Origin of the sequence: Halomonas sp. BDJS001, from assembly GCF_026104355.1 — a bacterium.
Taxonomy (GTDB): Bacteria; Pseudomonadota; Gammaproteobacteria; order Pseudomonadales; family Halomonadaceae; genus Vreelandella.
Genome location: NZ_CP110535.1, coordinates 1,002,093 through 1,027,424, shown reverse-complemented (window position 1 = coordinate 1,027,424; position 25,332 = coordinate 1,002,093). Strand labels below are relative to the sequence as shown.

Here is a 25,332-nt window from a genome sequence, read left to right as displayed (position 1 = left end):
TCTTGTTATGCACGCACATTGACGAAGGAACGGACGATGCAAACACCTTTTTTGGTTCGCAAAACATCTTATGCATTAGGTTTAGCGGCGACACTCGCTCTTAGCGGCTGTCAATCCGGCGCTGATCTCGGCGGCCTAATGTCTGCGGGCTCCAGTTTCGCTGGTGCTGCCACGATGTCGGATCAGCAAATGCAACAACTCGGCGATCAAACCATTGCTCAGCTTGATTCCCAAAACCACCTTGTTGCAGATGATAGCCAGTATGCACAACGTTTAGCGAAGCTAACCCAAGGCTTGGAAACCGTCGACGGCCATACGCTTGACTACAACGTTTATCAACTAGACGAAGTGAACGCTTTTGCAGTTCCCAATGGCTCCATTCGGCTGCATAGCGGGCTGATGGATGAAATGACCGACGATGAAGTGCGTTACGTTATTGCCCACGAGATCGGCCACGTGGCGTTAGGGCACTCCAAGCGTGCGTTCCAGGTTGCCTATGCGGCTTCCGCTGCACGTGAAGCCGCGGCGGCCAGCGGCAGCAACACCGCCGCCGCACTGTCAAGCTCTGAGCTGGGTGAGCTGGGCGAAAAGCTTGTCAATGCTCAGTTCTCGCAACGCCAGGAGAATGAAGCCGATGATTATGCCATTGAGCTACTGCAGCGCCACGACTTGAATGCAGAGGCTTCCGTTGCAGCTCTACGCAAGATAGAAGCCAAATACGGCAACGACAGTAGCCTCTTCTCCAGCCACCCAGCAGCGGGTGACCGTGCAGCGCGCCTAGAAGCTTCGTTCCAGTAAGATTAAGACCCTCTGGTACTCCTGCCAAGTTAACCAAAGTGTTGGCTGGCAGGAGTATTGAAAGATTTTTTCCTTAACACCACTAAGCCCACTCGCCATTCTCTTCTTGCTGTTCGGACAGTTGCGCCAGGTAGGTATCCTGCAGGATATACATTCGCTTTACATCGCGGTATTTGCCGTTGATAAAGAACTCCTGCACCAAGTGGCCCTCTTCTATAAAGCCACTCTCCTCGTAAAGATGAATCGCTTTGACATTATCTACTGCCACGATGAGATACACCTTGTGCAAATTTAAGATCGTGAACGAGTAGTGCAGTGCTTGGCGAATTAACGTGCGGGCAAATCCTTTCCCCTGATGTTCCGGGGTAATAATGATTTGAAACTCGCCACTACGATGGATGTAGTCGATCTCAATCAGCTCTACCAGGCCAATGGCATGGCCCTGGCTATCTTCCGCCACAAATCGCCGCTCGGCGTTGTCATGGATATGCTTGTTATACAACTCCTCCAGCTCGTCAAATGACTCGTAAGGCTCTTCAAACCAATACGACATAATGCTCTGGTTATTATTTAGTTCATGAACAAAGCGCAGGTCGTTGCGCTCCAGTGCACGTAAATAAAGTATGTGACCCATTGTCCGCTATCCTTATGAGTATCCGTTAAGAATACGCGATTTACACTTGCTCGCTACTGTTTCCAACCCCGGCTGCCGCAGTTAGGTCACGTCATTTTAGCTAGGCGTCTAAACGAAAACAGCTCCGCCAAGGGGTGTTCTCTTCCTTCAATAAGCGCTCGCAGCAGCTTGGCGCCAATCATGCTATAGCTGATCCCATTACCGCCGTAGGCCATGGCAAAATGAATGCGGCTGCCCAGAACCTCATGAGGGCCGAAGAACGGCAGGCCATCGTCGGTTTCAGCAAAGGTTCCGCCCCAGGAGAAGGTAGGATTGATATCGAGCTTCGGCCATAGCGCCTCTATTTTAGCTGCCAGCCCTTCCGCCTTCTCCTCTACCCGCGCGTCGCGGCGCTTGGGAATATCTTCGTCGTCATCGTCGCCGCCCACGAGGAGTCGTCCATCACGGGTAGTGCGCATATAGAGGTAAGGCCGGGCCGACTCCCATACCATGGTGTGGCGTAGTTTACCCAATGCCTCTGGCGGTAACGGGTCAGTGATCAGCGCATAGCTACTGCGGTTGATGGCCACCTTTTCTGGCAGCCAAGATTGCGACTCATACCCCGCCGCCATCACGACGTTCTGACAACGCAGCCTGGCGCCATTAGCCAACGTGAGCGTCACGCCTTCAGCATCCGGCACCATCGTCTCCATTTGTGTGCGGTCATACACCTCCCCTCCCCGCTCAACCACCCTGGAAAACAGTTGATACGCCATACGGTAAGGGTCAACAGAGGCGGCTAGCTGCGTAAGAATAGCGCCGGGTGCCACGAAGCCGTACTCGGCCAAAATAGCCTCGCGCTCCATCCATTCGGCTTCAAATCCGTGTGCTTGGCGCAGCGCCAACTCTTCTTTGAGGGGCGCAACATCCTCTTCGCTACTGGCATAGTAAAGGCTTTGCTGACGTTCAAAATCCACATTGCCCAGCCCTGCCGCCAAGGACTCAAGCTCACCAATGGCCTCAGCACAAGCGCGGTAAGCACGCACAGCGTCGGCCTCCCCATAGCGTTCGGCTAACGCTGTCATATGGGTGTCGATTTCGTACTGCAGCAATGCGGTGCTGGCAGCGGAACTGCCCCACCCCACATCCCGGCGCTCAAGCACCACCACGTGGTGGCCATGCTTACTCAGCTCATCAGCAATCAATGCCCCCGTGATCCCCCCACCAATCACAACAACTTCGCATTGATGATCGCGAGTCAGTTGAGGGAAGGTTTTCAACAATCCGTTCTTTACCGCCCAAAAGGGATAGCCACTTTTTAGATCCATCGGGTTGCCTATGCTAGAGAGACTTGCAGTATGCTGTTAACCATAGATGGTTCCTGACAACTTGCTCGATAAAGCGTGCCTAAGTGGCTGCCCTTATTCGTTGAATTAAGGCTCAAAAAGGAGTTCGCATGATTGATCTACGCAGTGACACGGTGACTCGCCCCTCCCCCGCTATGAAAGACGCCATGCTAACTGCACCGGTAGGTGACGATGTTTGGGGCGATGACCCAACGGTCAACGCTTTTCAAGAAAACCTAGCCGCGCAGACTGGCAAAGAGGCAGCGCTGCTGTTCCCAAGCGGCACGCAAAGTAACCTGGTGGCACTTATGGCCCACTGCGAGCGGGGTGATGAGTACATTGTGGGGCAATCAGCTCACACCTACCGCTATGAGGGCGGCGGTGCAGCGGTTTTGGGCAGCATTCAGCCCCAGCCGATTGAAAACGCCGCCGATGGCACGCTGCCGCTGGAAAAAATCAGTGCTGCCATTAAAGCCGACGACTTTCACTTTGCGCGTACTAAGTTGCTGGCACTGGAAAACACCATTGGCGGCAAAGTGCTGCCTGCAGAGTACGTATTGAGCGCCACCGAACTAGCTCGCGAGCGAGGCTTAGCAACCCACCTGGACGGAGCAAGACTGTTTAATGCGGTAGTCGCTACCGATACTTCGCCCAAGCAGTTGTGCCTGCCGTTTGATAGCGTGTCGCTATGCTTCTCAAAAGGCCTGGGCACGCCCATGGGCTCGGCACTGGTGGGCTCGCAAGCATTGATCGACCGTGCCCGGCGTTGGCGCAAGGTGGTGGGCGGTGGCATGCGCCAATCAGGTATTATCGCTGCCGCCTGCCAGCATGCGTTAGACCATCACGTGGCCGATCTAGCCGACGATCACCGCCGTGCAGCGCGGCTGGCAGAGGGCCTAGCGAAGCTGCCTGGCGTCGAAATCACCTCACAAGCGACCAATATGGTATTCGCACACTTCCCCGATGAACACGTTCAGCCGCTCTCCACTTGGCTAAAAGAGCACGGCATTTTGATCGAGCTGCTTTATACCACGCGTTTCGTAACTCACCGCGATATTAATGACGCGGATATCGACAAGGTCATCGCGGTGATGGAGGCGTATTTCAGCCGGCATTAAAGGCGAGACCTGTGGGTGAAAGGCAACTGAATATGCCTATTAGCCCACGCTGTAAACCATTAACGGTTTATCTTCAGATGTTGATTCAACCGCCTCGTTTGAATCGAAGCGCACGCTCAACACCACGAATTTCCGCCATGCCGCGCAACCGCCCGATGGCGGGGTAGCCAGGTTTAAAGCCGCTACGCAAATCGCTCAACATTGCGTGGCCATGGTCTGGGCGAAAAGGAAGTTGCTCCCCTCTTTTTTCTTCAATATCCAAAATGACATCTATCAGACGAACCATATCGGTATCGCCATCTAAATGCGCATCCTCGTGAAAACTGGCGCCATCGGCTTCCAGTGTGGTATTTCGTAAGTGTAAAAAGTGAACTTTATCCGCCTGTTCTTGCAATATCGCAATGACATCGTTATCAGCTCGCACACCCAGTGATCCAGAGCAGAGCGTGAAACCATTTAGCGGCGACGCAACCATAGTCGCAATGTCTCTTAAGTCCTGAGCGGTTGAGACCACTCGCGGCAGCCCGAACAGAGAATACGGTGGATCGTCTGGGTGAATCGCTAATCGAACGCCGGTATGCGCTATCTTTGGAATGACTCTTGAGAGAAACGAAGCGAGGTTTTCTCTCAAAACCTCGGCGGTAATGCCTTTGTAGGCAGCGAGCCGCTCGCTGAAGCTATCGAGGCTGTAGCTTTCTTCCGCGCCGGGTAGGCCAGCAATAATAGTATTCGTTAGCTCCTCAACCTGATCTGCGTTCATTTCAGATAGGCGAGCCCGGGCTAATTCCTGCGTTTTCTCGTCATAATCTGATGCTGCGCCGGGGCGCTGCAGTATCAACAAATCAAAAACGACGACGCTAAGCGCGTCATACCTTAAGCATAAGGCCCCATCCGGTAACTCATGGCGCAAGGAGGTTCTGGTCCAATCCAGGACGGGCATAAAGTTGTAACAGATGGTTTTTATGCCAGCCTCGGCAAGATTAATGGCACTTTCTGCCCAGGCATCCGCCAGTGTTTCCCAGCCATGGGCGTGAGTCTTTATATCCTCATGTATCGGAATGCTTTCTACCACTGTCCACTCAAGCCCAGCAGCTTCGATGATAGCCTTACGCTCCATGATTTCATTCAAGGGCCACACACAACCGTTCGGTAAGTGGTGCAGAGCCGTCACAACACCAGTCGAGCCCGCTTGTCGTACATCCGACAAGCTGATTGGATCGTCCGGCCCAAACCAGCGCCATGTATGTTTCATCCACCTTCTCCCTTATATGCTTATTAGATCGTGCTCTTGTTAAACAGATAACCGTCAAAATTCGGGTCTTCCACGTCGGAGAGCTCCATTAGCGTGTCTCGGACGTTATCTAAATGAACCCACATCGCCTTACGCGCCCCTTCGGCATCTTTTAGCTGCAGTGCAGAGAGGATATCCTGATGATCCTTTAGCCATTTTTCCCGGTAGTTGGTATCAAATATCCGCTCATGCAGTCTCGCCCACATCAAGCTCTGGTCTCTTTTAGCCCACAGTTCAGAGACCATATCGACCAGCACACTGTTTTGCGTCGCCTCTGCTATCAGACGATGGAATAGCTCATCACTGGAGTAGTCGTTATTCTTCTCTTCAATGCCCTTGCGCTCCATATCAAGCGCTTCCCGCATGCGCACAATATCGTTTTTGGTAACTGACACTGCGGCAAAACCGGCAATGCTACTTTCCAACAGTTGCCTTGCCTGTAACAGTTCAAATGGCCCCACATCATCAACCACAGGCTTTGCTACCGAGCGGCTGTCGGAAAGCAAATAGATGCCAGACCCTTTTCTCACTTCAACCAGCTCTTCAATTTCAAGCATGAGTATGGCTTCGCGTGCTGCGGATCTGCCCACGTTCAAAGCCTCTGAAATCTGACGCTCAGTCATAATACGATCGCCGACTTTATACCCTTTCTGCTGAATCAAAATCTTTAAGTCGCGAGCCAGCTCTTGGTAACGCCGTAAACCTTTATGCATTAGATTTCATTTCCATTTTTAATCTTTTATAGAGTGGTAAAAAGAAGCTAGAACATTAAATGCTTCTTTTTTGTAGATTTATCAGCGGCAATCAATCCTTTACGGTTGAATCCTCTCTGGAAAATATTTTGTCTTCGCTCAACTCTAAAATCGTATAAAATCCAAGGCGACATACCTTTGATATACGCTAATTTTTGCAGCGTATCGATCTGCCGCCGGTAAACATCCGCCATATACTTTTCGCTGAACAGGCCTTCAGATGGGCCTTGAGACGAGTTATCGCCATCTGCCCCCGTTTCAGAAATGACGACAGGGCGTTCCGGGTCGGAGTTTTTGCCGATGGCGTACAGGTCGTCGAAGTTTTCATCGTACCAACCGTAATACTCATTAATGCCGATAACATCTAAATGGTCGACTAACCGATCCTCAATTTTCAATTTTGCATGATTAATCAGACACGCTGCGGCGATTAAGCGCGTGGGGTCATATAGGCGCGCAGTTTCAGCCAGGTCACGCATAAAAGAGAGACGGCTATCCGTATCTGGGTTCTCGTTGCCAATCGACCAAATGATAACGCTAGCTCTATTGCGATCACGCTTTATTAACTCAATGAGTTGGTTTTTAGCATCTTTAAGCGTGTTGGGATTATCAAAGTCAATGGCCCAGTAAACGGGAATTTCTTGCCATAGTAAAAAGCCCATCTCATCGGCTAGTTCAGCTGCGCGTTCATGATGGGGGTAGTGCGCGAGGCGAAGAAAATTACACCCAAGCTCTTTCGCATGTGCGAGCCGTCTGCGAATGTCTTCATCGGACGTCACTTTCCCGAGGATGTCATCGTCTTCATGAACAGAAATGCCACGTAGCCAAATAAGCTCCCCGTTTAGGAGGATATCGACCCCCTGGCGAACGATAGAACGGAAGCCGACATTGTCAGTGATGCTATCTTCGCCAGCAGTCAGCACCACTTTATATAGGCGTGGTTTTTCAGGCGACCATCGCTCTGGTTCTGCTACTATTCGGCAAGTGCCTTTGCCCTGTTCAAGGCTAATCTTTTGAGCAATGCCTAATTCAGGTATCTCAAGATGAGCATGGTGAATACTGGTGCCATCGACAGCTCTATCAACAACTACATCAACCTCTATCGCCCTTCCATCCTGAGAAAGGCGAATGAACATATCGCGAATGAATTCTCTGGGTAAGCTAAATAGCTCGACCTCGCGGTAAACGCCACCGTAATTAAACCAGTCTGTATTGCGCATCGGTACGCGATCCAGCGTACGAGTATTATTGACACACAGCATCAGCCAATTGGTTTCTTCGGCCAGGTCATCCGTCAGCTCAACGTAGAAGGGAGTCGAGCCGCCATAGTGATTGCCTAGGAATTTTCCGTTAAGAAATACTTTACAGTCGTACTGAGCCGCACCGACCCTAAGGATGTAGCGTTGGTCTGATTCTGCGTCACTATCCCGCTTTTTAAAAAGCTCTGGGGGCAGCTTTTTGGTGTACCAGGCACTGCCCTCAAAGAAGTACCATTTCTCCTTTAACATGGCCCAGTTTGAGGGCACCGGGATGGACTCACCCATAAATGGGTCGTAGTCCCAGGGTTCAACGCGATCGACAGGGTTGGCCGGCTGCATTTCATACCATTTTTGACGCAGACCTGTATCAAGCAAATCCACGCAAAAATTCCAATTGCCGTTCAGCGACGTCGATGTGCGGCCTTTCGTGAACACCATGGTGGAGTGGTTCAGATTTTGCAGATTCAATGGCACATCGTACTCTTCGTCATGTAACGACGTTAGGGCATTCTCAGCCAAGGATGATCGCTCTAGCATCGCCCACCTCCCCTGCAGCGGTTTTAGATAGCCTCTGCCTTGATACGGCTGATTAGGTCGGCCAATTCAGCAGATTGGTTAGCCACTTCATCGTGCATAGGCATGACCGCTTCAATAAAGGGCGCTTTATCTACTTCATTAATCTCAACCCCCATCTCAGTCTCAGCGGTTTCCAATGCTGCCATTGCCGCTTTATTCCAGGACTCGGAATGGAACGCCTGAGCTTCTGATGCCGCCTGTCTCATCGCCGCTTGCTGATCCTCCGACATACGATCCCAGGCGCAGCTGGAGATGACGACCACAGAAGGAATGATGGTATGTTCATCAAGCGAAAAATGGCTGACTACCTCACCATGACGTGCGTTAGTCAGGGCCGTTGGGTTGTTTTCTGCCATCTCGACCACCCCCTGCTGCAGCGCGCTGTAGAGTTCCCCCCAGTCAATGGGAGTCGGGCTACCTCCCAGCAACTCCACCATTCTGATAGCAGATGGGCTCGGCTGCACACGCACGTTCAGACCTTCCAGGTCTGACGGCGAGTGAATAGCCCGATCACCATAAAAGGAGCGAGCTCCCTCGGTTAAAAAGGCAACCCCTATGAATCCTTTATCACGTGAGGCGTTAAGAATATCTTGGCCAATATCTCCGTTAATGACCTGTTCAAAATGCTCTTCACTTTCAAAAATGAAAGGTAAATTCATGGCGCTGTACATTGGCTCGAACGCTTCCAGCTCGGCGGTATTGCTGCGCGCCATATCCAATGTACAGTTTTGCACCAACTCCATGGATTCACGCTGCGAGCCAAGCTGTGCGTTGGCATAAATACGGATATTCAGCTCACCATCGGTGAGCTCTGAAAGACGCTCGCTCATGTACTGCATGCTGACATGAGTAGGATGATCCTCAGGATTATTGTGGTTCAGCCGAAGTGTCTGGGCTTGAGCTGAGGCCGCTGACATGAACAGCGCCGCACTGATTAGAGCCGTATGCCGCAAGGCTTTTGTTGTCATCAGCTGTTTCTCCTGCTTGTTGTTGTGATTGTTATCGTGAAAGCCGATTGTCATCGAGGCACTCACTTTCTAGGTAACAGATGCAAGATGGCTTACCGACCATATCATGTCAACCAATAAGACAAATTGGTTGACATCTTTTAGAGTAGAAGCGACGCTCTGCATAATGACTAGGGAGTAAGTAGCTAGTCACCACTACACAAAAATAAAACCAGAGGTCTTACGTATGAAACGCGCAATGGACTATGTGCTTGGCACGTCTGTGTTTTTAATACTATTGATCATCGTCGTCAGTGTGACGTGGCAAGTGTTATCCCGGTACTTATTAGGCACCCCAAGCACAGCGACCAGTGAAATCGCACGCTTGTTGTTCATGTGGTTAGCGCTACTTGGAGGTGCTTACACCTTTGGCCAAGCTCGACATCTCGCCATCGACATATTGCCTCTTACCTTAAACGGCCGCTCACGTCAGTTACTTAATACACTCATACTGTTAATCGTGGCTGGCTTTGCCTTCTTTGTAATGGTGTGGGGCGGTTGGCAGATGGTCTCCCGAACGCTGGCATCAGGCCAAATCACCCCCACGTTGAGACTCCCCATGGGCTATGTATATGGCCCCATTCCAGCTTCCGGGCTAATCATCATTTTTTACTGTTTTATCTTTTTAGGCCGGGTTTGGCTTAACCCCAAGTCGGAGGGCGGCTTCACCATCGACCCGCAACAAGCACCTGCCCCACAAGAGAGAGATTGATATGAACATAACCGTTCTGGTGCTTTTTGGGTCGTTCGCGCTTTTAATGGTCTTAGGTATACCCATTGCGTTCGCGATTGGCGTATCTGCGACACTCACCTTCCTGCTATTCATGAGCGTCGACCAATCCCTCAGCATTGTTGCCCAGCAAATAGCGTCGGGGCTTGATAGCTTTACGTTAATCGCCATCCCCTTCTTCATTCTGGCTGGCAACATCATGAATCGAGGCGGCATCGCACTTCGCCTGATCGATTTAGCAAAAGTGCTTGCCGGAAGACTCCCCGGCTCGCTTGCCCACGTCAATATCATTTCCAATATGCTGTTCGGCGCTTTATCCGGCTCAGCCGTTGCGTCGGCGGCGGCCGTTGGGGGCGTGATGGCGCCCATCCAGAAGCGGGAGGGTTATGATCCTGCTTTTTCGACAGCCGTTAACGTCACCTCTTGTCCTACGGGTCTGTTGATTCCTCCCAGCACAACACTCATTGTTTACTCGCTGATTACTGGCGGCACGTCGATAGCCGCGCTTTTTTTGGCGGGTTATATCCCCGGCATCATCATGGGCTTATCCCTGATGGTGGTGGCAGGGATCATAGCTAAAAGAAAGGGCTACCCCGTCGCGGAGAAACCCTCCCTTGCTGAAGTTAAATCAGCAGTACGCCGGGCGTTATTGCCTTTAGGCCTTATTGTGGTGGTGATTGGCGGGATTATTAGTGGCGTCTTTACGGCGACCGAAGCCTCGGCGATCGCCGTTGCTTATTCACTGTTCCTATCTTTATGCTGGTACAGAGAAATAGGGGTAACGGATCTTCCCAAGATCTTTATCGACTCGGTCGTCACAACGTCTATCGTATTGTTTTTAATCGGCTGTTCCATTGCCATGTCCCGCGCCATGTCGTTCGGAGACATACCTTTAACGATCTCTTCTTTTATGATTGGTATATCCGATAATCCGGTCATCATTCTGCTGTGCATTACCGCTGTGCTGCTGGTGATTGGTACCTTTATGGATATGACACCGGCACTGCTTATCTTCACCCCTATCCTTATGCCAGTGATGCAGGATATCGGTATAGACCCGGTTCACTTCGGCATCATCATGACGATCAATCTCTGCGTCGGCATTTGTACCCCGCCAGTGGGCTCAGCACTGTTTGTCGGCTGCTCTATCAGTGGAGTGAGTATTGGTCAAGTGATGAAGCCCATCCTGCCATTCTATTTAGTCTTGATAGCCATTGTTCTACTGGTGACCTTCGTTCCACAAATCAGCTTATTTTTGCCCCAGCTTATTTTAGGTTATTAACGGGTTGGTTCCAGGTGATGACCACCGTTCAATCCTGAATTCAGGAATCAAAGGATAAACAATGAAAACCTTAAAAGACTGGCGCCTGGAGCACCACGACGACACCACAGTGCAACTGAGAGTGCACGATAGACATTTAATCTGCATCAACATTCTCGACAACACATTGTTTCGAGTGCGGCTGCTAAAGGATGGTGCATGGCGTCTTAACCGCTCATGGACGGTAAACCCGGATGGCAACACCTTACCAAAGGGCCGCTCAAGTGATTCGCTGACGGGGTTCAGTTGTCCCCCGTACAAGCTTGGGTGGTTGGATGGACAGCTGCAGATCGAGACCAGTGCCTTACGGCTCACCGTCTCCCAGCCGCTGCAGTTTAGGTGGGAAGCCTTTGTGGATGAGAGCTGGAAATATTTAACTGAAGACAGACCCACCGGCGCTTATATGTTGGGCGTTAAAAACCATGCCCATGCCCACTATTTACGCCGACACCCCAATGAGCGGGTTTATGGCTTGGGCGAAAAAGCCGGGCTGTTGGAACGGACAGGGCGGCGTTTCGAAATGCGCAGTTTAGACGCCATGGGATATGACGCAGAGTGCACCGATCCGCTGTATAAACATCTGCCGTTCACCCTGACCCAAACCGCGTCCACCGGCAGTTTTAGTCTCTTCTACGACACCTTGAACACCTGTGTGTTGAACATAGGGCAGGAGCTCGATAACTACCACGCCCCTTATCGCTCCTTTACCGCCGATGATGGCGACCTGGATTACTATTTCCGCTGGTCTCCACAGCTTCTAGACCTGGTGAAGAGCCAGTTGGCATTAACCGGGGGGATGGCATTTCCGCCGCGCTGGTCGCTGGGCTATTCCGGTTCAACCATGGCCTATACGGATGCACCCGACGCTCAGGATCAGCTCATCGGCTTTTTGCGCAAGCTGGAGAACGAGGCGATCCCCTGCGACAGCTTTCATCTTTCGTCGGGTTACACCTCCATTGAAGATAAGCGTTATGTATTTCATTGGAATAACGACAAAGTTCCTGACCCCGCCGCATTGACCAAAGCCTTTAATGATGCCGGGGTGCGATTGATCGCCAACATCAAGCCCTGCTTGTTAAGGAACCACCCGCGCTACGCAGAAGTGGCAAACAATAAATTATTTATCCAAGACAGTGAATCCGACACGCCGGAGCTTTCCAGCTTCTGGGACGATGAAGGTTCTCACCTTGATTTCACCAACCCCGACACGCTCAGCTGGTGGAAAGAGAACGTCACGCAACAACTGCTGAACCTCGGCATCACTTCCACCTGGAATGATAACAACGAATTTGAAGTGTGGGATCATGGTGCCCGTTGCGTTGGCTTTGGTGAAGAGATCGAAGTGGGGCTGATACGGCCTTTGCATTCGCTGTTAATGGTTCATGCCTCTTGGGAAGCGCAGTCTCAACACGCGCCACAAAAGCGCCCCTACGTAGTGACCCGGTCAGGCTGTGCTGGCCTGCAACAGTTTGCCCAGACCTGGACGGGAGACAACAAAACCAGTTGGGAGAGCTTGCGCTGGAATATCCGCATGGGGCTGGGCCTGTCGCTGTCGGGCATTTACAACATTGGGCATGATGTAGGCGGGTTTGCTGGCCCCCAGCCTGGCCCGGAGCTTTTACTCCGCTGGGTTCAGAACGGCATATTTCATCCCCGGTTCTCCATTCACAGTTGGAACAACGATGGCTCTGTGACCGAGCCTTGGACGCACCCCAGCGCTGCCGAAGGCATCCGTGCTGCTATCCAGTTTCGCTACCGCTTGTTGCCTTATTTTTATACCTGCCTTTGGCAGGCGGTCAACAACCACGAACCCATGCTAAGGCCCACCTTTCTCGACCATGAGAATGACGCACAGACCTATGCAGACACCGACGATTTCCTTCTAGGTCGAGACCTACTTGTAGCGTCTGTGGTGGAGCAAGGTGCAGATAAGCGGCGCATCTATCTGCCCGACAACCATGCAGGCTGGTGGGACTACTGGACAGGCCAACTGCATGCCCCTGGAACCTGGTTCGAGAAGCCAGTTTCATTGGCGGATATGCCGCTGTTTGTAAAGGCTGGATCAATACTACCGCTTGCTAATGAAGCCATGAAAGCAACGCCGGAGGCGCAAGTTGGCCGAACCTTGGCACTGTTTCCCCAGCCTGGATCGTTTTCCTGCACCTCACTGATTTACGATGATGACGGCGAGTCCAAAGATGGCCCGCACTGCATCACTACTTTGCTGCTTACCGGCAATGAGCATAGCTTGGGACTGCAAATCAGCCATACTGGCGATATGCCTGTTCCTTTTCCACAGCTCAAGATAGTGCTACCGGCAGGAGAAAATCGCCCCTTGAACTACGGTGGTCGCGTTATAGAGCATGGCGGGCTCATCACCGTGGGAGAAGCGTCGTGAGCAGTGATAACACATTACTTTGGCGCTTTTGCACGAGCCGCTATCGCTGAAACGTTAAACCAGAAGGCTTTTCTATGAATAACTACCTACACACTGATTTCTTGCTGGATACAGAAACAGCACGTCGCCTCTACCATGATGTGGCCGCGGACTTGCCGATTATTGACTACCACAACCATCTTCCGCCCGAAGAAGTGGCTAACAATCGCAGCTGGGACAACCTGGGCGATCTATGGCTGAGTCATGACCATTACAAGTGGCGTGTCATGCGCTGGGCGGGCGTCCCTGAATCTCACATTACCGGTAGCGCAACAGACAAAGAGAAGTTTCTGGCGTTTGCCCAGATTCTGCCCAAGGCAATTGGCAACCCTATGCACCACTGGAGTCACCTCGAACTGTGGCGCTACTTTGGTGATGAGGGCAAGTTGATCAACGGCGACAGCGCAGAGGAGATTTGGCAAACCACGCAAGCAATGCTGAGCCAGCCTGAGTTCCGCGCCCAGGGCTTGCTAAGGAAAATGAAGGTCGAACTCATTGGTACCACCGATGACCCGCTCGACAGCCTTGAGCATCACCAAGCGTTTGCTGCCTCGCCGCACAAAGATGGGCTTACCATGGTGCCTACGTTTCGCCCGGATCGCGCGCTGGCCATCGAAGGCGCAGGGTTCAGTGCCTACATCGAAAAACTGGAGAGTCTGACCGGACAGTCCATCAACACTTTCGAGCAACTGGTCAGCGCACTCCAGGATCGCTTGGAGTACTTCATTGCCAACGGCTGCCGTGCCGCTGACCACGGTATTGGGCAGCTAGAACAGGCCGATGAGCTAAGCGCTAGCCAACTTGATGCCATTTTGGAAAAAGGCCGCCAGGGTAAAGCCTTAGCGCCAAACGAAGCCGAGAGCTTCCGTATGGCCGTCTTGGTAGAACTAGGCCGCGCATACTCCCGGGCAGACCTTGTTATGCAGTTGCACATCGGGCCGCTGCGCAATAACAGTACGCAAATATTCCGCTCAGCTGGCAGCGACTCAGGGGCTGATTCCATTCAAGATAAGCCCATCGCCGAGCCGCTAAACAAATTGCTGGATCGCATGGATAGCACCAACGAGCTGCCGCGCACCATCCTTTATGCACTGGATCCCAGTAAAAACCCCATCATCGTCACCACGGCGGGTAACTTTCAAAGCGGTGGCATAGCAGGCAAGGTACAGGCGGGGACTGCATGGTGGTTCAATGACCAACTTGACGGCATGGAAAATCAGATGAACCATTTGGCGCAAATGGGCCTGTTGTCTACCTTCACCGGCATGCTAACGGACAGCCGCTCCTTTTTGTCCTTTCCCCGGCATGAGTATTTCAGAAGGCTGCTTTGCCGTATCGTCGGGCGTTGGGTGACTGATGGACTTGCACCGAATGATCACAAACTGCTTGATGAGATCATTGCGGATATCTGTTACCACAACGCCCGCCGCTGGTTCACTGAGTAAAGGCCTAAGAAGATGCGCGTCTCGATACGACCGTCGCGGTAATAGAGAGCTATTTCAGCCGGCATTAAAGGCGAGATGAATGGAGATGCCCGCCATCATCAAGCCAATCAGGCCATCGATAGTGCGCCACGCGATAGGTTTTGAAAGCCAAGGCGAGAGCGCGGCGCCCCCCCAGGCCAGCAGGCTAAACCAAAGAATGGACGCGGTAGAAGCCCCTGCCACAAACACACTGGCGCTCTCCTGCTGGGCGCCAATGGCGGGTATCAGCAGCAGCGTATCCAGATACACCTGAGGATTGAGCACGGTGACGGCAAGGGTGGCCAAAATCACTTTGGTTAAACTACGCGCCTTGCCCGCTTCAGCGCTTAACCCCTGCCGCCCGCTAACGGCTCTAAACAACGCCTGCGCCGCCAGCCAGCTTAAAAACACCACGCCCACCCAACGCATGACTTCCATAGCGCTGGGCATCGTCAGCAGGAAGGCGCTCACACCAAACATACCCGCCGTGAGCAGAATAATATCCGCGCTTATGCAAAGGCCCGCCGACCACCAATGATACTCCCGGCGAATAGCCAGCCCCAGAATGTAGGCGTTCTGCGCGCCAATTGCCATGATAATGCCGCCGCACACCACCAGTCCGGTGATATAACTTTCCCACATTGCTTAGCTCCCAGTGTCAGGATAACCGTCGTGTTGATCAATCGTGGCACTAAGATAACGGGCGGCCAGGATAACTAAAAATCATCCTGCTAATGGGGTATTAGTTTTTCTTATGACTAAAATTTGAAAAATAGTGTCGAATGCTAAGATCGGTAATTACTCTGTTGTGTTCTCTCAACGAGCTCACCGCTGAAGCAAAGGTCTCACAACTGACTATGCCACAACACTATAGTTAATCATTTACCCACTCACCCTCGCCACCGCATCGCGGCTGGCCGCCTCCCGCTGCTCACCGGTGAGCTCCACCAGCTGCCCGCCACGCATTTCCAGCAGCCGGTCGGCCTGGTCGAAGTAGTGGTCATCGTGGCTGATCACCACCAGCGTCTTGCCCAGCGCTCGCAACTGCGGCAAGAGCTCGCGGTAAAAGACCCGGCGGAACTGCGGGTCTTGATCGGCGGCCCATTCGTCAAGCAGCAGTAGGTCGCGCTGTTCAGCGACCGCCAGCAGCATCGCCAGGCGTTTGCGCTGGCCCTGGGAGAGGTTGACGTTGGTGATGCGATCGCCGTCGAAGTCGAGCTTGCTGCGCATGCCCAGCGCGGCAAGCCACTCCTCCACCAGCCCCGAGTCCGGTGACTCGCCCGCAGGGCCCATCAAACGATCAAAAAGATGCAGATCGGTGTAAATGGCGGAGAAGTGCTGGCGATAGCGTGTCCAGTCCTCTTCCCGCAGCGGCATGCCATCGACTCGTACACAGCCGCTTTGGGGCTGGTAGAGCCCGGTCAGCAGTCTCGCCAAGGTGGATTTGCCACTGCCGTTACCGCCGATCAGAAACACTACCTCGCCGCGCTTCAAGGTCAGGTCGATAGGGCCGATGGCAAAGCCTGATCGAGCCTCCTCATCCGGGTAGCGATAACTGACCTGCTCCAGGGTTAGTTCCTGCCAGTCGTGGCGCAGCGCAGAGTGGCCGAACGCTTCACGGTGTTCGGCCAGGTCTAAACTGCTGATCTTTTCGAATGCCACCCGGGCATTAATCAGCGTCGGAAAGGCCCCTATCGCCTGCATCAGCGGCGCACGCAGAAACAGCAGCGTGAGTGAGAAAGTCGTGGCTACCTGTACGGATGCCCAGCCCAGGCCGTTGGCCAAAAAGAACGCTACGCCGATGGCTCCCAGCATCATAATATTGAACCAGTTCACCGCGCTGAGATGGTAGGTATCGCCAAGAATAAAATGACGCCGACACTCCTTTGCGTTAGGCGTGTAGACATCACGATACAGCCATTCGGCTCGGTCACGGTTGAGCGCCAGCTCCTTGCGCCCCTCGATCACCGACTGGTAATCCGCGTAAAGACGATCCTGTATTTCGCGCAGCTTGGCCATATGCCCATAGACCCGAGCCACCAAACGCATGCCAATCAACACCGTCACGATTACCCAGAGCGCGGTGACGCCCAACATGGCAGGCGAAAGCCACGCCAGATAAAGGGTAGCGCCTATCGTCAGCACCCCACCCTGCACCAGTTCCGGCAAGCGTATAAAAGCAACGGTCACTGAACTCACATCGGTGGAGAGACTCGCCAGCAAACGCGCACTGCCAATCTGTTCAGCGCGTTCGATATCGGTATCCAGAATTCGTTTGATCAACTGCCCCCGCAGCCGGTAGACGAAATGGTGACCCAGCGTGGTCAGCGCCAACTGTGATGTCAGGGTAATGACCAGTAGCAGCGCGATCAGCCCCAGGAATTCGGGCAGGATACGCCAGGGGTCGGTGAAGGTGCCCAGCAACCGTTGATTGATAAAGGCGATAACACCGATGCCCAAGCCAGCGCTTGTCAGGCTAAGCAGTACTACGGCCACAAACGGCCAACGATAATCACGCCATACAATCCTCAACAGCTCCATAACCACAACTCCCTGGCATTCTGTTTTCTGTAACCGCTAAAAGCGCTGGTGATTACAACCGCCGCAGCCCCCACATAAAGTAGGCACCGCCTATCAGTGAAGCGACCAAGCCCGCCGGTATCTCATAGGGGAAGATAATCTGACGCCCCACCCAGTCGGCCAGCACCATCAGTAGCATGCCGATCAACGCAGCACCCAGCAGGTGCTGCCCTGCACGGGAGAAGCCCACCAAGCGCGCCATATGTGGCGCCAGCAGGCCAATAAACGAAAGCGGCCCCACCACTAGAGTGGCGCAGGCGGTTAGCAGCGCCACCAGTAGCAGCAACGCCAAGCGGGCACGGTTAAGCGTTACCCCAAGCGCCTTGGCCGTCGGCGCGCCTAAGGGCAAGATATCCAGCCAGCGAGTGAAGGGTAGCGTGATCAGCGCCAGCACGGCAGCAATGCCCCCGACCACCACCGCATTGGTGATATCCACGTAATAGGTAGAGCCAGCCAGCCAGGCAATCACCTGCTGGCCACGAGGGTCGCCGCCTGCCAGCATTACGCTGCGCACCGCATCAAACAGCGCACTGACCGCCACCCCGGTGAGCAGCAGGCGCTCGGGGAGATAACCGCTCTTGCGGTTGATACCCACCAACACCAGCAGCGTCGCGAAAGCCCCCAGGGTACCCACGCCAATCAGCATCATATTGGTAGGCGCAGGCAGCAGGAAAATCCCCAGAATCAGCGCAATGGCACAGCCACCGCTGATACCCAATACTTCCGGGCTAGCCATGGGGTTGGCGGAAAGGCGCTGAAGAATCGTCCCGGCAATCGCCAGCATCAACCCGCTGGCGGCGGCCGCCATCACCCGGGGCATGCGCCACTGCATGACGTTCCAGTTATCCGGCGACAGCAAGTACCAGCCATCAACGCCCTGTCCAACGAGCAGCCCAAGCAGTGTGGCGCCCAGTAGCGCAAGGATTAAACCGGTGGCCAAGCGGGAAGGCGCTGGATGACGACGGGCGAAAACACCCGCCCCTTTCGGCGGCTGGTCGCCCTGCAGTTTCAGGCGCGGAATCAGCCACATTAACAGCGGCGCCCCCAGGGCACCGGTAATCGCCCCGGTGGGAATAAAGGCTGCCACCATGCCACCGAACTGCTGCAGCAGCAGATCCGTGGTCGCCAGCAGCACGGCCCCTAATAGCGTCGACCAGATTAGCCGCGGCCCTAAGCGGCGCGCACCGGCCATGCGAACAATATTGGGTGCTGCCAAACCAATAAAGCCGATAATACCCACCACACTGACAATGCTGCCGGTAATGAAAACCGCCAGCCCCATGCCCGCAAAGCGCAAATAGGCAAGCGATACCCCCAGGCTCTTGGCGCTGGCATCATCCAGCTCCAGCACTGCTAGCGGGCGCAGCAAAAACCAGGCGGCAACACAGCTAATCGCCAGCCGTGGCCAGAGAATAGCCACGCCGTCCCAGCCATTTTGCGCCAGCGAGCCCGCGCCCCAAATCAGCAGCCCTGAGAGTGCCTCGTGGTTAAACAGCAGCAGCGCCGTAGAAAGCGCCCCCAGGTACAGATTGACCACCAAGCCTGCCAGCACCACCACGATCGGCGCCAACCCGCGCCGCCACGAAAGCAGGAAAACTAGCCCAACCGCCAGCGCGCCACCCAGCAAAGCCACCCACTCACGCCCTACAACAAGAAGCCCTGGTGCCAGTAAAGTGGCCGTCATCAGCGCCAGATTAGCGCCCGATGCCACCCCCAGGGTGGTGGGCGAGGCCAACGGGTTGCGCAGCACCTGTTGCATCAGCACGCCTGCCAACCCCAAGCCGCCCCCGGCTAACAGCGCAATCGAGAGGCGCGGCCACCACGCGTAATAAAGCAGCAACTCGTCAACGTTTTCAAAAGAGGGCGCCACTAACGCCTGCAATCCCAGAGTAAAACCACCCTGCCCCTGCAGGCCCACCCAAAACAGCACGACCATCGGCAGGCTCAGCAACAGGCAGGCTTTCGCGGGCGACATTCCTCCCACTCGTTGGACAACTTGTGAGGCGCCTAGCATAGCGAGCACCTTTTTGTGATCACCGAACAGCTCGCCACGCGTGCGTAATAGGCAGCAGCGTCATTGTCTAAGCCTTAATCGTTCTGGAGGTTAATAGTTAAATTATTGACAACGATTCTAAATGATAATAATTAGCACTACAATTGACTCCTTAATTGATGCATAAGTAACGGAGCCTCCTTATGGCAGCCAAACCGAGCTACCAGCTTTTTGATATCACCCTCGCCCGGCGCACCCAAGTCAGCGCCTCATTAGTCAGGTTTACTTTCACTGGCCCGGAAGTCAGCCAAATGGCGACCTACGCCCCGGATCAGCGCGTCAAGCTGTTCTTCCCCGAAGGCGGTGGCAGTCTCGAACCGCTGTTTGAGATTGCAAAGCTGGAAGAGCACGACTGGTACGGCGCCTACCGCGCACTGCCGGATGCGCAGCGCCCCTCTGCGCGCACCTACACCATCCGTGCCCTGCGCCCGGAGAAGGCCGAGGTGGACGTAGAATTTGTACTCCACGGCGACAATGGCCCCGCATCGCGCTGGGCAATGCGTGCCCGCCCTGGTGACCGGCTAGCCATGACAGCCCCCGACGCCAGTGCGGAAGGCCCAAAGCTGGGCTACGAGTGGAAGCCGCCCCAAGGCGTGCGCCGTATTCTGATCATCGCCGATGAAACCGCCCTCCCCGCTGCTGCCGGTATTCTGGAAACCCTTGATGTCTTGCCGCTCAAACCCAAGGTCGAAGCGCTATTCGAAGTGCCTCGTGGCGACGACGTTCAGCCGCTGCCCCAGGCCGCCAAACTGCGCTGGCTGGCCCGCGACGCTGAACCCGGCTGCCAACACGGTGAGCTGCTGATGAGAGCAGTGCGCGATATTGATTTGCATAAGGAAATTCAAGCGCTAGGCGGCGTGCCTACGGCAGCCACTAGCAACGACGAAAGCGACGATGAGGACGGCCCACTCTGGGAACCCGCCACCCTGGATGACAGCGCGCCCTTCTACGCTTGGATAGCTGCTGAAACCAAGGTCGCCATGAAGCTGCGTCGCTATTTGGTCAACGAGTGCGGACTACCCAAGCAGTACGTCACCAGCATGGGCTACTGGCGCCAGGGCAAGACCAATGGTTAAAGGAACGGCAAACAACACGGCGTTAAACAGTGATCTCACACGCAAGCCAGCTCAAACGCCTATTGGCTGGCGAGACAGCCCTGACAGCTATGGGCGGGTCAGCCGTGCGCTTCACTGGCTGACCGCCGCGCTGGTCACGCTGCAATTTACCGTGTTGCTGGCCTGGAGAGGAATGGGCGAAAACGCTATCACGCTGTTCTTGTCGAGCATCGGGCCCCACGGCTCATTAGGATTTATGATTCTGATAGTGACCCTGGCGCGCCTTGGCTGGGCATGGAACAACCGCAAGCAACGCCCGCCCCTATCACCTGATCTAGGCGGGCGCATGGCGCGCTTTGTCCATATCACGTTTTATGGGCTGCTGCTGTGGCTGCCCGCTTTCGCTATTTTGCGCCAGATCGGCCGCGGTGGAGCGCTACGCTTTTATTGCATTGAGCTGCTACCCGAAGCGGAACGCGACATCCCCTGGATGGTCGCCCCCGCCGAGCTCCTTCACGGCCCGCTTTCGTGGCTGTTATGTGGATTAGTCATCGGCCACATCATGATGGCGCTGATTCACCGCTTCTGGCTCAAAGACCGGGTACTGGCGCGTATGGTGGGGTCAAGTGGTCGATGAGGGCTCGCTAGCGGCTCTTCGGCAGTCTCAGACTCAGCAGTCAACAGCTTGCCACTCTCTAGCCGCACCAATCGATCTGCGAGGTGGAAATAGCGGTCATCGTGGGTGATCACCAGCACCGCTTTACCCATGCGTTTTAGCTCGGGCAACACCTCGCAGTAAAACACCTCTTTGAATAACGGATCCTGATCCGCCGCCCACTCGTCAAACACCAAGAAGGGCCGATCCTCAAGGTAGGCAACCACCAGCGCCAGACGCTTACGCTGGCCCTGGGAGAGTGCTTGGGTGGTGAACGCACCGTTTTCAACCCGTACCTTGTGCTGCAGGTGCAACTTGGCCAGCAGGCGATTACCCTCTTCGTCCAGGCCATCACGCGGTGCCTCTAACAGGCGCTCAAAGAGATGGAAGTCAGAGAACACCACCGAGAAGAGCTGCCGGTAGGCATCCCAGCCATCCGCCTCGACCTGCTCGCCATTGAGCAATACCTCGCCACCTTCCGGCGGATAGAGCCCCACTACCACTTTGGCCAGCGTGGTCTTACCGCTACCGTTGCCCCCCACCAGAAACACCACTTCCCCCGGCGTAAAGCTCAGATTAATCGGCCCCAACTCAAAGAAGTCATCGCTCTGCTCGTGGTAGTACTGATGGGTGACGTCGCGCAACTCAAGACGCTGCAAAGCAGGCACCTGAGGTGACGCCTGCCTCTCCTGCCCCTGGGGCATCTCTCGTGTGATGTCATCAATTCGGCTAGCGGCTACCCGAGCCATATTGATCCGCGGGATATTGATCAGCAAGCCTTCAAGGGGGGTCACCATAAATACAAACACCAGGGCAAAACCGGTCATTACCTGGGTTTGATTAGGCCCATCGCCCGCCAACACAAACAATACCAGACCGATAAAGGCGTACATCAGGAACTGCCCCCAACTGGTCGATATCACGAACAGCGACATGCCATAGGTACGCAGCCGCCGCACGCCTTCAACCGACTCCCCCAGTATCTGATCCATAAAGACCCGGCTCTTGCGTTGGTGTAGCCGCAACTCTTTTGCACCATCGGTCAGCGCGCGGAAATGTCCAAACAAGCGATCCTGCTCTGACGAGGCATCCTGGAGGTAGTGAATAGCGCGTAAGTGCACCAGGTGGTAACCGACAGCGCCCAGCCCAATCACCCCCAGTGCAAACAAAAACACCTGCCATGAAAGTATTGCCAGATAGCCCAAGCACCCCACCACGATGACCGTATTGGTCAAAATCACCGGCAAGCTAACGAACAGTACCGCCACGTTATTGCTGTGTTCGGTGAGCGCCGACTGGATCCGTGCACTGCCCACACGCTCGAAGTGAGCAAAGGGGGTCTCGGCCACACACTGGGCGACAAAACTGCGTAACTCGGCCAGCGCACGCTGCCCCAACCGCTCAAACAGCGCCGTCGACACCATCCGACAGAGCATTAGCGCCACGGCAATGCCCGCAAAGGCCCAGGCAGCACTAGCTCGACTGGCGGCATCGCTGGTTAACGCCACATTGATCTGGGCAATCAGCAGCACGCTGAAAAGCCCCGAGAGAATGCTGGCCAGCGCAGCAGCGGTCATCAACCCGCGAGTTCGACGAATCAGATAGGGAAGCACATACACCTCATTGGAAAGCCATTAGAAAAAGCGACTGGAAATCGGCACCTACCCCTAATGACGAACCGCTCGCGTAAAAAGTTAACCAATTTCATGTAAACAAGCCTCATTCTCATTCGTCATTAAATAAGGAAGTCAGTAACGCCGCCCTCCGGCGGGGTGATTTTAATTCGTTTCTTTGATTCGTTCTTATTGATAGGAGCTTAGCGGTGTCCAGTTCTGTCCAGGCACAACCACAGGTACACGTACCCTCTGAAAGCCACGCGGTGGCCTCGCTGATCTCACGCCCCGAGGGCTACGCCTATCAAGTCAGCTACGAGGTCATCACGCAGTCGCTTTATGTGAAGGGTGATCAAGAGCGCCTTGAGTGGGCACTGGTGGATGACAACCACTGCTTGACGCTGCGCTGGCCGCAGCGCTCAGCACCACCGCTCCCGGCACTGCTTGCCGCTATCGAAGGCGCTTTTGCCTTTTACCCAGGCACTGTTGCATTACGCCTTCAGCTACCTAGTGCTTTGCACGCCAACCTTTGTGTCGCCGGCATCGCGGTTAAAGATAGCCATGGAGAGCTCTGGGCCTATGCAGAGCTCTTTTGGCAGTTACCCACGCTTTGGCTTAACTCGCCCCCCACGCGCCCTTACCCGCAGCAACCCATTATGGTGAGTGGAAAACGACACCCGCGCCGCCCGCCACGCCCCAGGGGCACGGTCTATCAGCGTCATATTGCCTGGCTGGATGCCACCCTGAGTTTCCGAGTGCTTGACCTGGAACTTGACCTTGAACGCTTTAACCGCTGGATGAACGACCCGGTTGTCGCCCACTTCTGGGAAGAGCAGGGTGACTTGCAACAGCATCGCGAGCGGCTAGAAAGCACGCTCCAGAACCCCAGCGTTGTGCCATTGATCGGCTGTTTCGACGGCGAGCCCTTCGGCTATTTCGAGACCTACTGGGCAAAAGAGGATCGCATCGGCGCTTATTACGATGTCGGTGACTTTGACCGCGGCTGGCACGTACTGATCGGCGAAGCTGCTTTTCGCGGGCGGCCCTATGTCGCTGCCTGGATGCCCTCCATCTCACACTACTTGTTTCTGGATGACTGCCGCACCCAGCGCTTGGTGATCGAGCCCCGCGTGGATAACGCCAAGATGCTGCGCAACCTTGCCCAGTGCGGTTATGCCCATGTTAAGGCGTTCGATTTCCCCCATAAGCGGGCCATGCTGGGCATGCAGCTACGCGAACATTTTTTTAACGAGCGCAGCTGGATTCCGCTGCCTCCGCACCCTGGGTCTGCGCCACGACCCGACCCACGCTTCACCCCATAAATACGTCAGCCACGAGGACTCTTATGCATATTCACGACTTGATCGGCATCGGCTTCGGCCCCTCCAATATTGCCCTGGCCATTGCGCTCGACGAACAGCGTCAGGCAGGGCAAACGAAGGATGCCTTGTTTATTGAGCGTCAGCCCTGCTTTGCTTGGCACCCGCATATGCTGCTGGAAAATGCCCATATGCAGATTTCTTTCCTCAAAGACCTGGTCACGCCGCGCAACCCTGGGAGCCGTTTCAGCTTCCTCAATTACCTTCACAGCAAAGGTCGCTTGCAGGACTTTATCAATCTGCAGACCTTCTTCCCCAGCCGTCATGAGTTCAATGATTACCTAAGCTGGACTGCCAGCCACTTTGAACACCAGTGCACCTATGGAGAGGATGTGTTTGAAGTGCTGCCCGAAACTGATAACGACGAGGTCGCCTACCTCCGCGTGCGTTCACGGGATGAGAGTGGCGCGGTACAGGAAAGGCTCACCCGTTCATTGGTAATTAGCGTGGGGGGAGCGCCCAATGTACCTGAATGCTTCGCCGGGCTAAAAGACGACCCACGGGTCTTCCACTCCAGCCACTACCTCCGGGAGTTGGCGAAGCAAGACGCCCCCAAACGCATCGCGGTGATCGGTGCGGGCCAGAGCGCCGCTGAGATATTCCTGGATCTGCACGGCCGTGAAGGCATCCAGGTGGATCTTATTAGCCGGGCATGGGCCTTTAAGCCCTCAGATGATAGCCCCTTCGTCAATGAGATATTCAACCCCGAATACACCGACTACGTGTTCAACAACCCCACTGGCCAGCGGGAAGCGCTGCTGCAAGAGTACAAAAGCACCAACTACTCAGCCCCTGACTTGGCGCTGATTCAGGAGATTTACGATGTGTTCTATCAGCAAAAAGTAACCGGCCAGGCCCGCCACCGCTTCCGCCGCCGACATGAGGTTATTGGCAGCGAAGCAGGCCCTGAAGGCGTTGAGCTACTTGTGCGCGATTTGGAGAGCGGCCATACGGAGTCCACCCGCTACGACGCAGTGGTATTAGCAACAGGCTATATACGCGACACCCATAAACAGCTGTTAGCCCCCGTCGCGGACTACCTGCCTGATTTTGCCGTCAATCGCCACTATCAGCTCTATACCAAGCCTGAGTTCAAACCGGCTATTTTCCTGCAAGGTAGCTGCGAACCCACCCATGGTTTAAGCGATACCCTGCTGTCGATTTTGGCAGCACGGACAAGTGAAATCTGTGAAGTGCTTAATGAGGCACTGCCAACAACCCATTCTAGTGCATCAACTCCATCACTAGTAGGCGCGGACTAACCAAGCATTATTAACGCATGGCCG

Annotated in this window: 20 protein-coding genes; 10 read left to right on the top strand and 10 right to left on the bottom strand. The window is 54.5% G+C overall.

Features of this window, described 5'->3' with window-relative positions; genetic code table 11:
* The first annotated feature begins 36 nt into the window (after window positions 1–36).
* The gene (locus tag OM794_RS04760) at window positions 37–798 is read left to right on the top strand and encodes a M48 family metalloprotease (protein WP_226248112.1); all 762 of its coding nucleotides are present in this window, start codon (window positions 37–39) and stop codon (window positions 796–798) included.
* 82 nt (window positions 799–880) lie between these two features.
* Here OM794_RS04760 and speG read toward each other — a convergent pair whose 3' ends face one another.
* Window positions 881–1,432 (bottom strand): spermidine N1-acetyltransferase, encoded by a 552-nt coding sequence (speG, locus tag OM794_RS04755; RefSeq protein ID WP_088700842.1) that lies wholly within the window; start codon window positions 1,430–1,432, stop codon window positions 881–883.
* A gap of 86 nt (window positions 1,433–1,518) precedes the next feature.
* The gene (locus OM794_RS04750; RefSeq protein ID WP_226248111.1) at window positions 1,519–2,739 is read right to left on the bottom strand and encodes an NAD(P)/FAD-dependent oxidoreductase; all 1,221 of its coding nucleotides are present in this window, start codon (window positions 2,737–2,739) and stop codon (window positions 1,519–1,521) included.
* 128 nt (window positions 2,740–2,867) lie between these two features.
* On the opposite strand from OM794_RS04750, the gene ltaE reads away from it, so the two are divergent.
* Window positions 2,868–3,875: a low-specificity L-threonine aldolase gene (ltaE, locus tag OM794_RS04745; protein ID WP_226248110.1), complete on the top strand. Its 1,008-nt coding sequence runs from the start codon at window positions 2,868–2,870 to the stop codon at window positions 3,873–3,875.
* An 85-nt stretch (window positions 3,876–3,960) separates the two neighbouring features.
* Here the strand turns inward: ltaE and uxuA are convergent, their stop codons facing one another.
* The 4 genes from uxuA to OM794_RS04725 are packed head-to-tail and all read right to left on the bottom strand — an operon-like array spanning window position 3,961 to window position 8,721.
* Complete coding sequence (gene uxuA / locus OM794_RS04740; RefSeq protein WP_226248108.1) at window positions 3,961–5,127, bottom strand: mannonate dehydratase; 1,167 nt, start codon at window positions 5,125–5,127, stop codon at window positions 3,961–3,963.
* Window positions 5,128–5,150: 23 nt separating this feature from the next.
* Window positions 5,151–5,879: an FCD domain-containing protein gene (locus OM794_RS04735; RefSeq protein ID WP_226248106.1), complete on the bottom strand. Its 729-nt coding sequence runs from the start codon at window positions 5,877–5,879 to the stop codon at window positions 5,151–5,153.
* A 47-nt stretch (window positions 5,880–5,926) separates the two neighbouring features.
* A complete protein-coding gene (locus OM794_RS04730) occupies window positions 5,927–7,714 on the bottom strand; it encodes a glycoside hydrolase family 2 protein (protein WP_265154305.1) in 1,788 nt (595 codons plus the stop codon).
* A gap of 23 nt (window positions 7,715–7,737) precedes the next feature.
* Complete coding sequence (locus OM794_RS04725) at window positions 7,738–8,721, bottom strand: TRAP transporter substrate-binding protein (protein WP_226248102.1); 984 nt, start codon at window positions 8,719–8,721, stop codon at window positions 7,738–7,740.
* A 226-nt stretch (window positions 8,722–8,947) separates the two neighbouring features.
* On the opposite strand from OM794_RS04725, the gene OM794_RS04720 reads away from it, so the two are divergent.
* The 4 genes from OM794_RS04720 to uxaC all read left to right on the top strand — a co-directional run bounded on the left by OM794_RS04720 (window position 8,948) and on the right by uxaC (window position 14,693).
* Entirely contained in the window at window positions 8,948–9,472 is a 525-nt protein-coding gene (locus OM794_RS04720; RefSeq protein WP_226248099.1) for a TRAP transporter small permease, read from the top strand.
* 1 nt (window position 9,473) lies between these two features.
* Window positions 9,474–10,772 carry a TRAP transporter large permease gene (locus tag OM794_RS04715; RefSeq protein ID WP_226248097.1) on the top strand — a complete coding sequence of 433 codons (1,299 nt, stop codon included), beginning with the start codon at window positions 9,474–9,476 and terminating at the stop codon, window positions 10,770–10,772.
* A 61-nt stretch (window positions 10,773–10,833) separates the two neighbouring features.
* Entirely contained in the window at window positions 10,834–13,209 is a 2,376-nt protein-coding gene (locus tag OM794_RS04710) for a TIM-barrel domain-containing protein (protein WP_226248094.1), read from the top strand.
* Between the two features lie 74 nt (window positions 13,210–13,283).
* Entirely contained in the window at window positions 13,284–14,693 is a 1,410-nt protein-coding gene (gene uxaC / locus OM794_RS04705; protein ID WP_226248092.1) for a glucuronate isomerase, read from the top strand.
* Window positions 14,694–14,747: 54 nt separating this feature from the next.
* Here uxaC and OM794_RS04700 read toward each other — a convergent pair whose 3' ends face one another.
* From OM794_RS04700 to fhuB, 3 genes are all read right to left on the bottom strand, one after another.
* Window positions 14,748–15,353: a LysE/ArgO family amino acid transporter gene (locus OM794_RS04700; RefSeq protein ID WP_226248089.1), complete on the bottom strand. Its 606-nt coding sequence runs from the start codon at window positions 15,351–15,353 to the stop codon at window positions 14,748–14,750.
* A gap of 240 nt (window positions 15,354–15,593) precedes the next feature.
* The gene (locus OM794_RS04695; protein ID WP_226248087.1) at window positions 15,594–17,252 is read right to left on the bottom strand and encodes a multidrug ABC transporter permease/ATP-binding protein; all 1,659 of its coding nucleotides are present in this window, start codon (window positions 17,250–17,252) and stop codon (window positions 15,594–15,596) included.
* A gap of 52 nt (window positions 17,253–17,304) precedes the next feature.
* The gene (gene fhuB / locus OM794_RS04690; RefSeq protein WP_265154303.1) at window positions 17,305–19,305 is read right to left on the bottom strand and encodes a Fe(3+)-hydroxamate ABC transporter permease FhuB; all 2,001 of its coding nucleotides are present in this window, start codon (window positions 19,303–19,305) and stop codon (window positions 17,305–17,307) included.
* Window positions 19,306–19,487: 182 nt separating this feature from the next.
* Here fhuB and OM794_RS04685 point away from each other — a divergent pair, with 182 nt between their 5' ends.
* The gene (locus OM794_RS04685) at window positions 19,488–20,420 is read left to right on the top strand and encodes a siderophore-interacting protein (protein WP_226248085.1); all 933 of its coding nucleotides are present in this window, start codon (window positions 19,488–19,490) and stop codon (window positions 20,418–20,420) included.
* Window positions 20,413–21,036, top strand: a complete 624-nt coding sequence (locus OM794_RS04680) for a cytochrome b (RefSeq protein ID WP_226248083.1) — start codon at window positions 20,413–20,415, stop codon at window positions 21,034–21,036. The genes OM794_RS04685 and OM794_RS04680 overlap by 8 nt, the downstream gene beginning before the upstream one ends.
* Here OM794_RS04680 and OM794_RS04675 read toward each other — a convergent pair.
* Window positions 20,976–22,667: a cyclic peptide export ABC transporter gene (locus OM794_RS04675; protein WP_265154302.1), complete on the bottom strand. Its 1,692-nt coding sequence runs from the start codon at window positions 22,665–22,667 to the stop codon at window positions 20,976–20,978. The genes OM794_RS04680 and OM794_RS04675 overlap by 61 nt on opposite strands.
* A gap of 209 nt (window positions 22,668–22,876) precedes the next feature.
* Between OM794_RS04675 and OM794_RS04670 the strand changes: the two genes are divergently transcribed.
* Window positions 22,877–23,989, top strand: coding sequence for a GNAT family N-acetyltransferase (locus OM794_RS04670; RefSeq protein WP_226248079.1), 1,113 nt, complete (start codon window positions 22,877–22,879; stop codon window positions 23,987–23,989).
* Window positions 23,990–24,012: 23 nt separating this feature from the next.
* Window positions 24,013–25,308 (top strand): lysine N(6)-hydroxylase/L-ornithine N(5)-oxygenase family protein, encoded by a 1,296-nt coding sequence (locus OM794_RS04665; protein ID WP_226248077.1) that lies wholly within the window; start codon window positions 24,013–24,015, stop codon window positions 25,306–25,308.
* Window positions 25,309–25,332 lie beyond the last annotated feature (24 nt).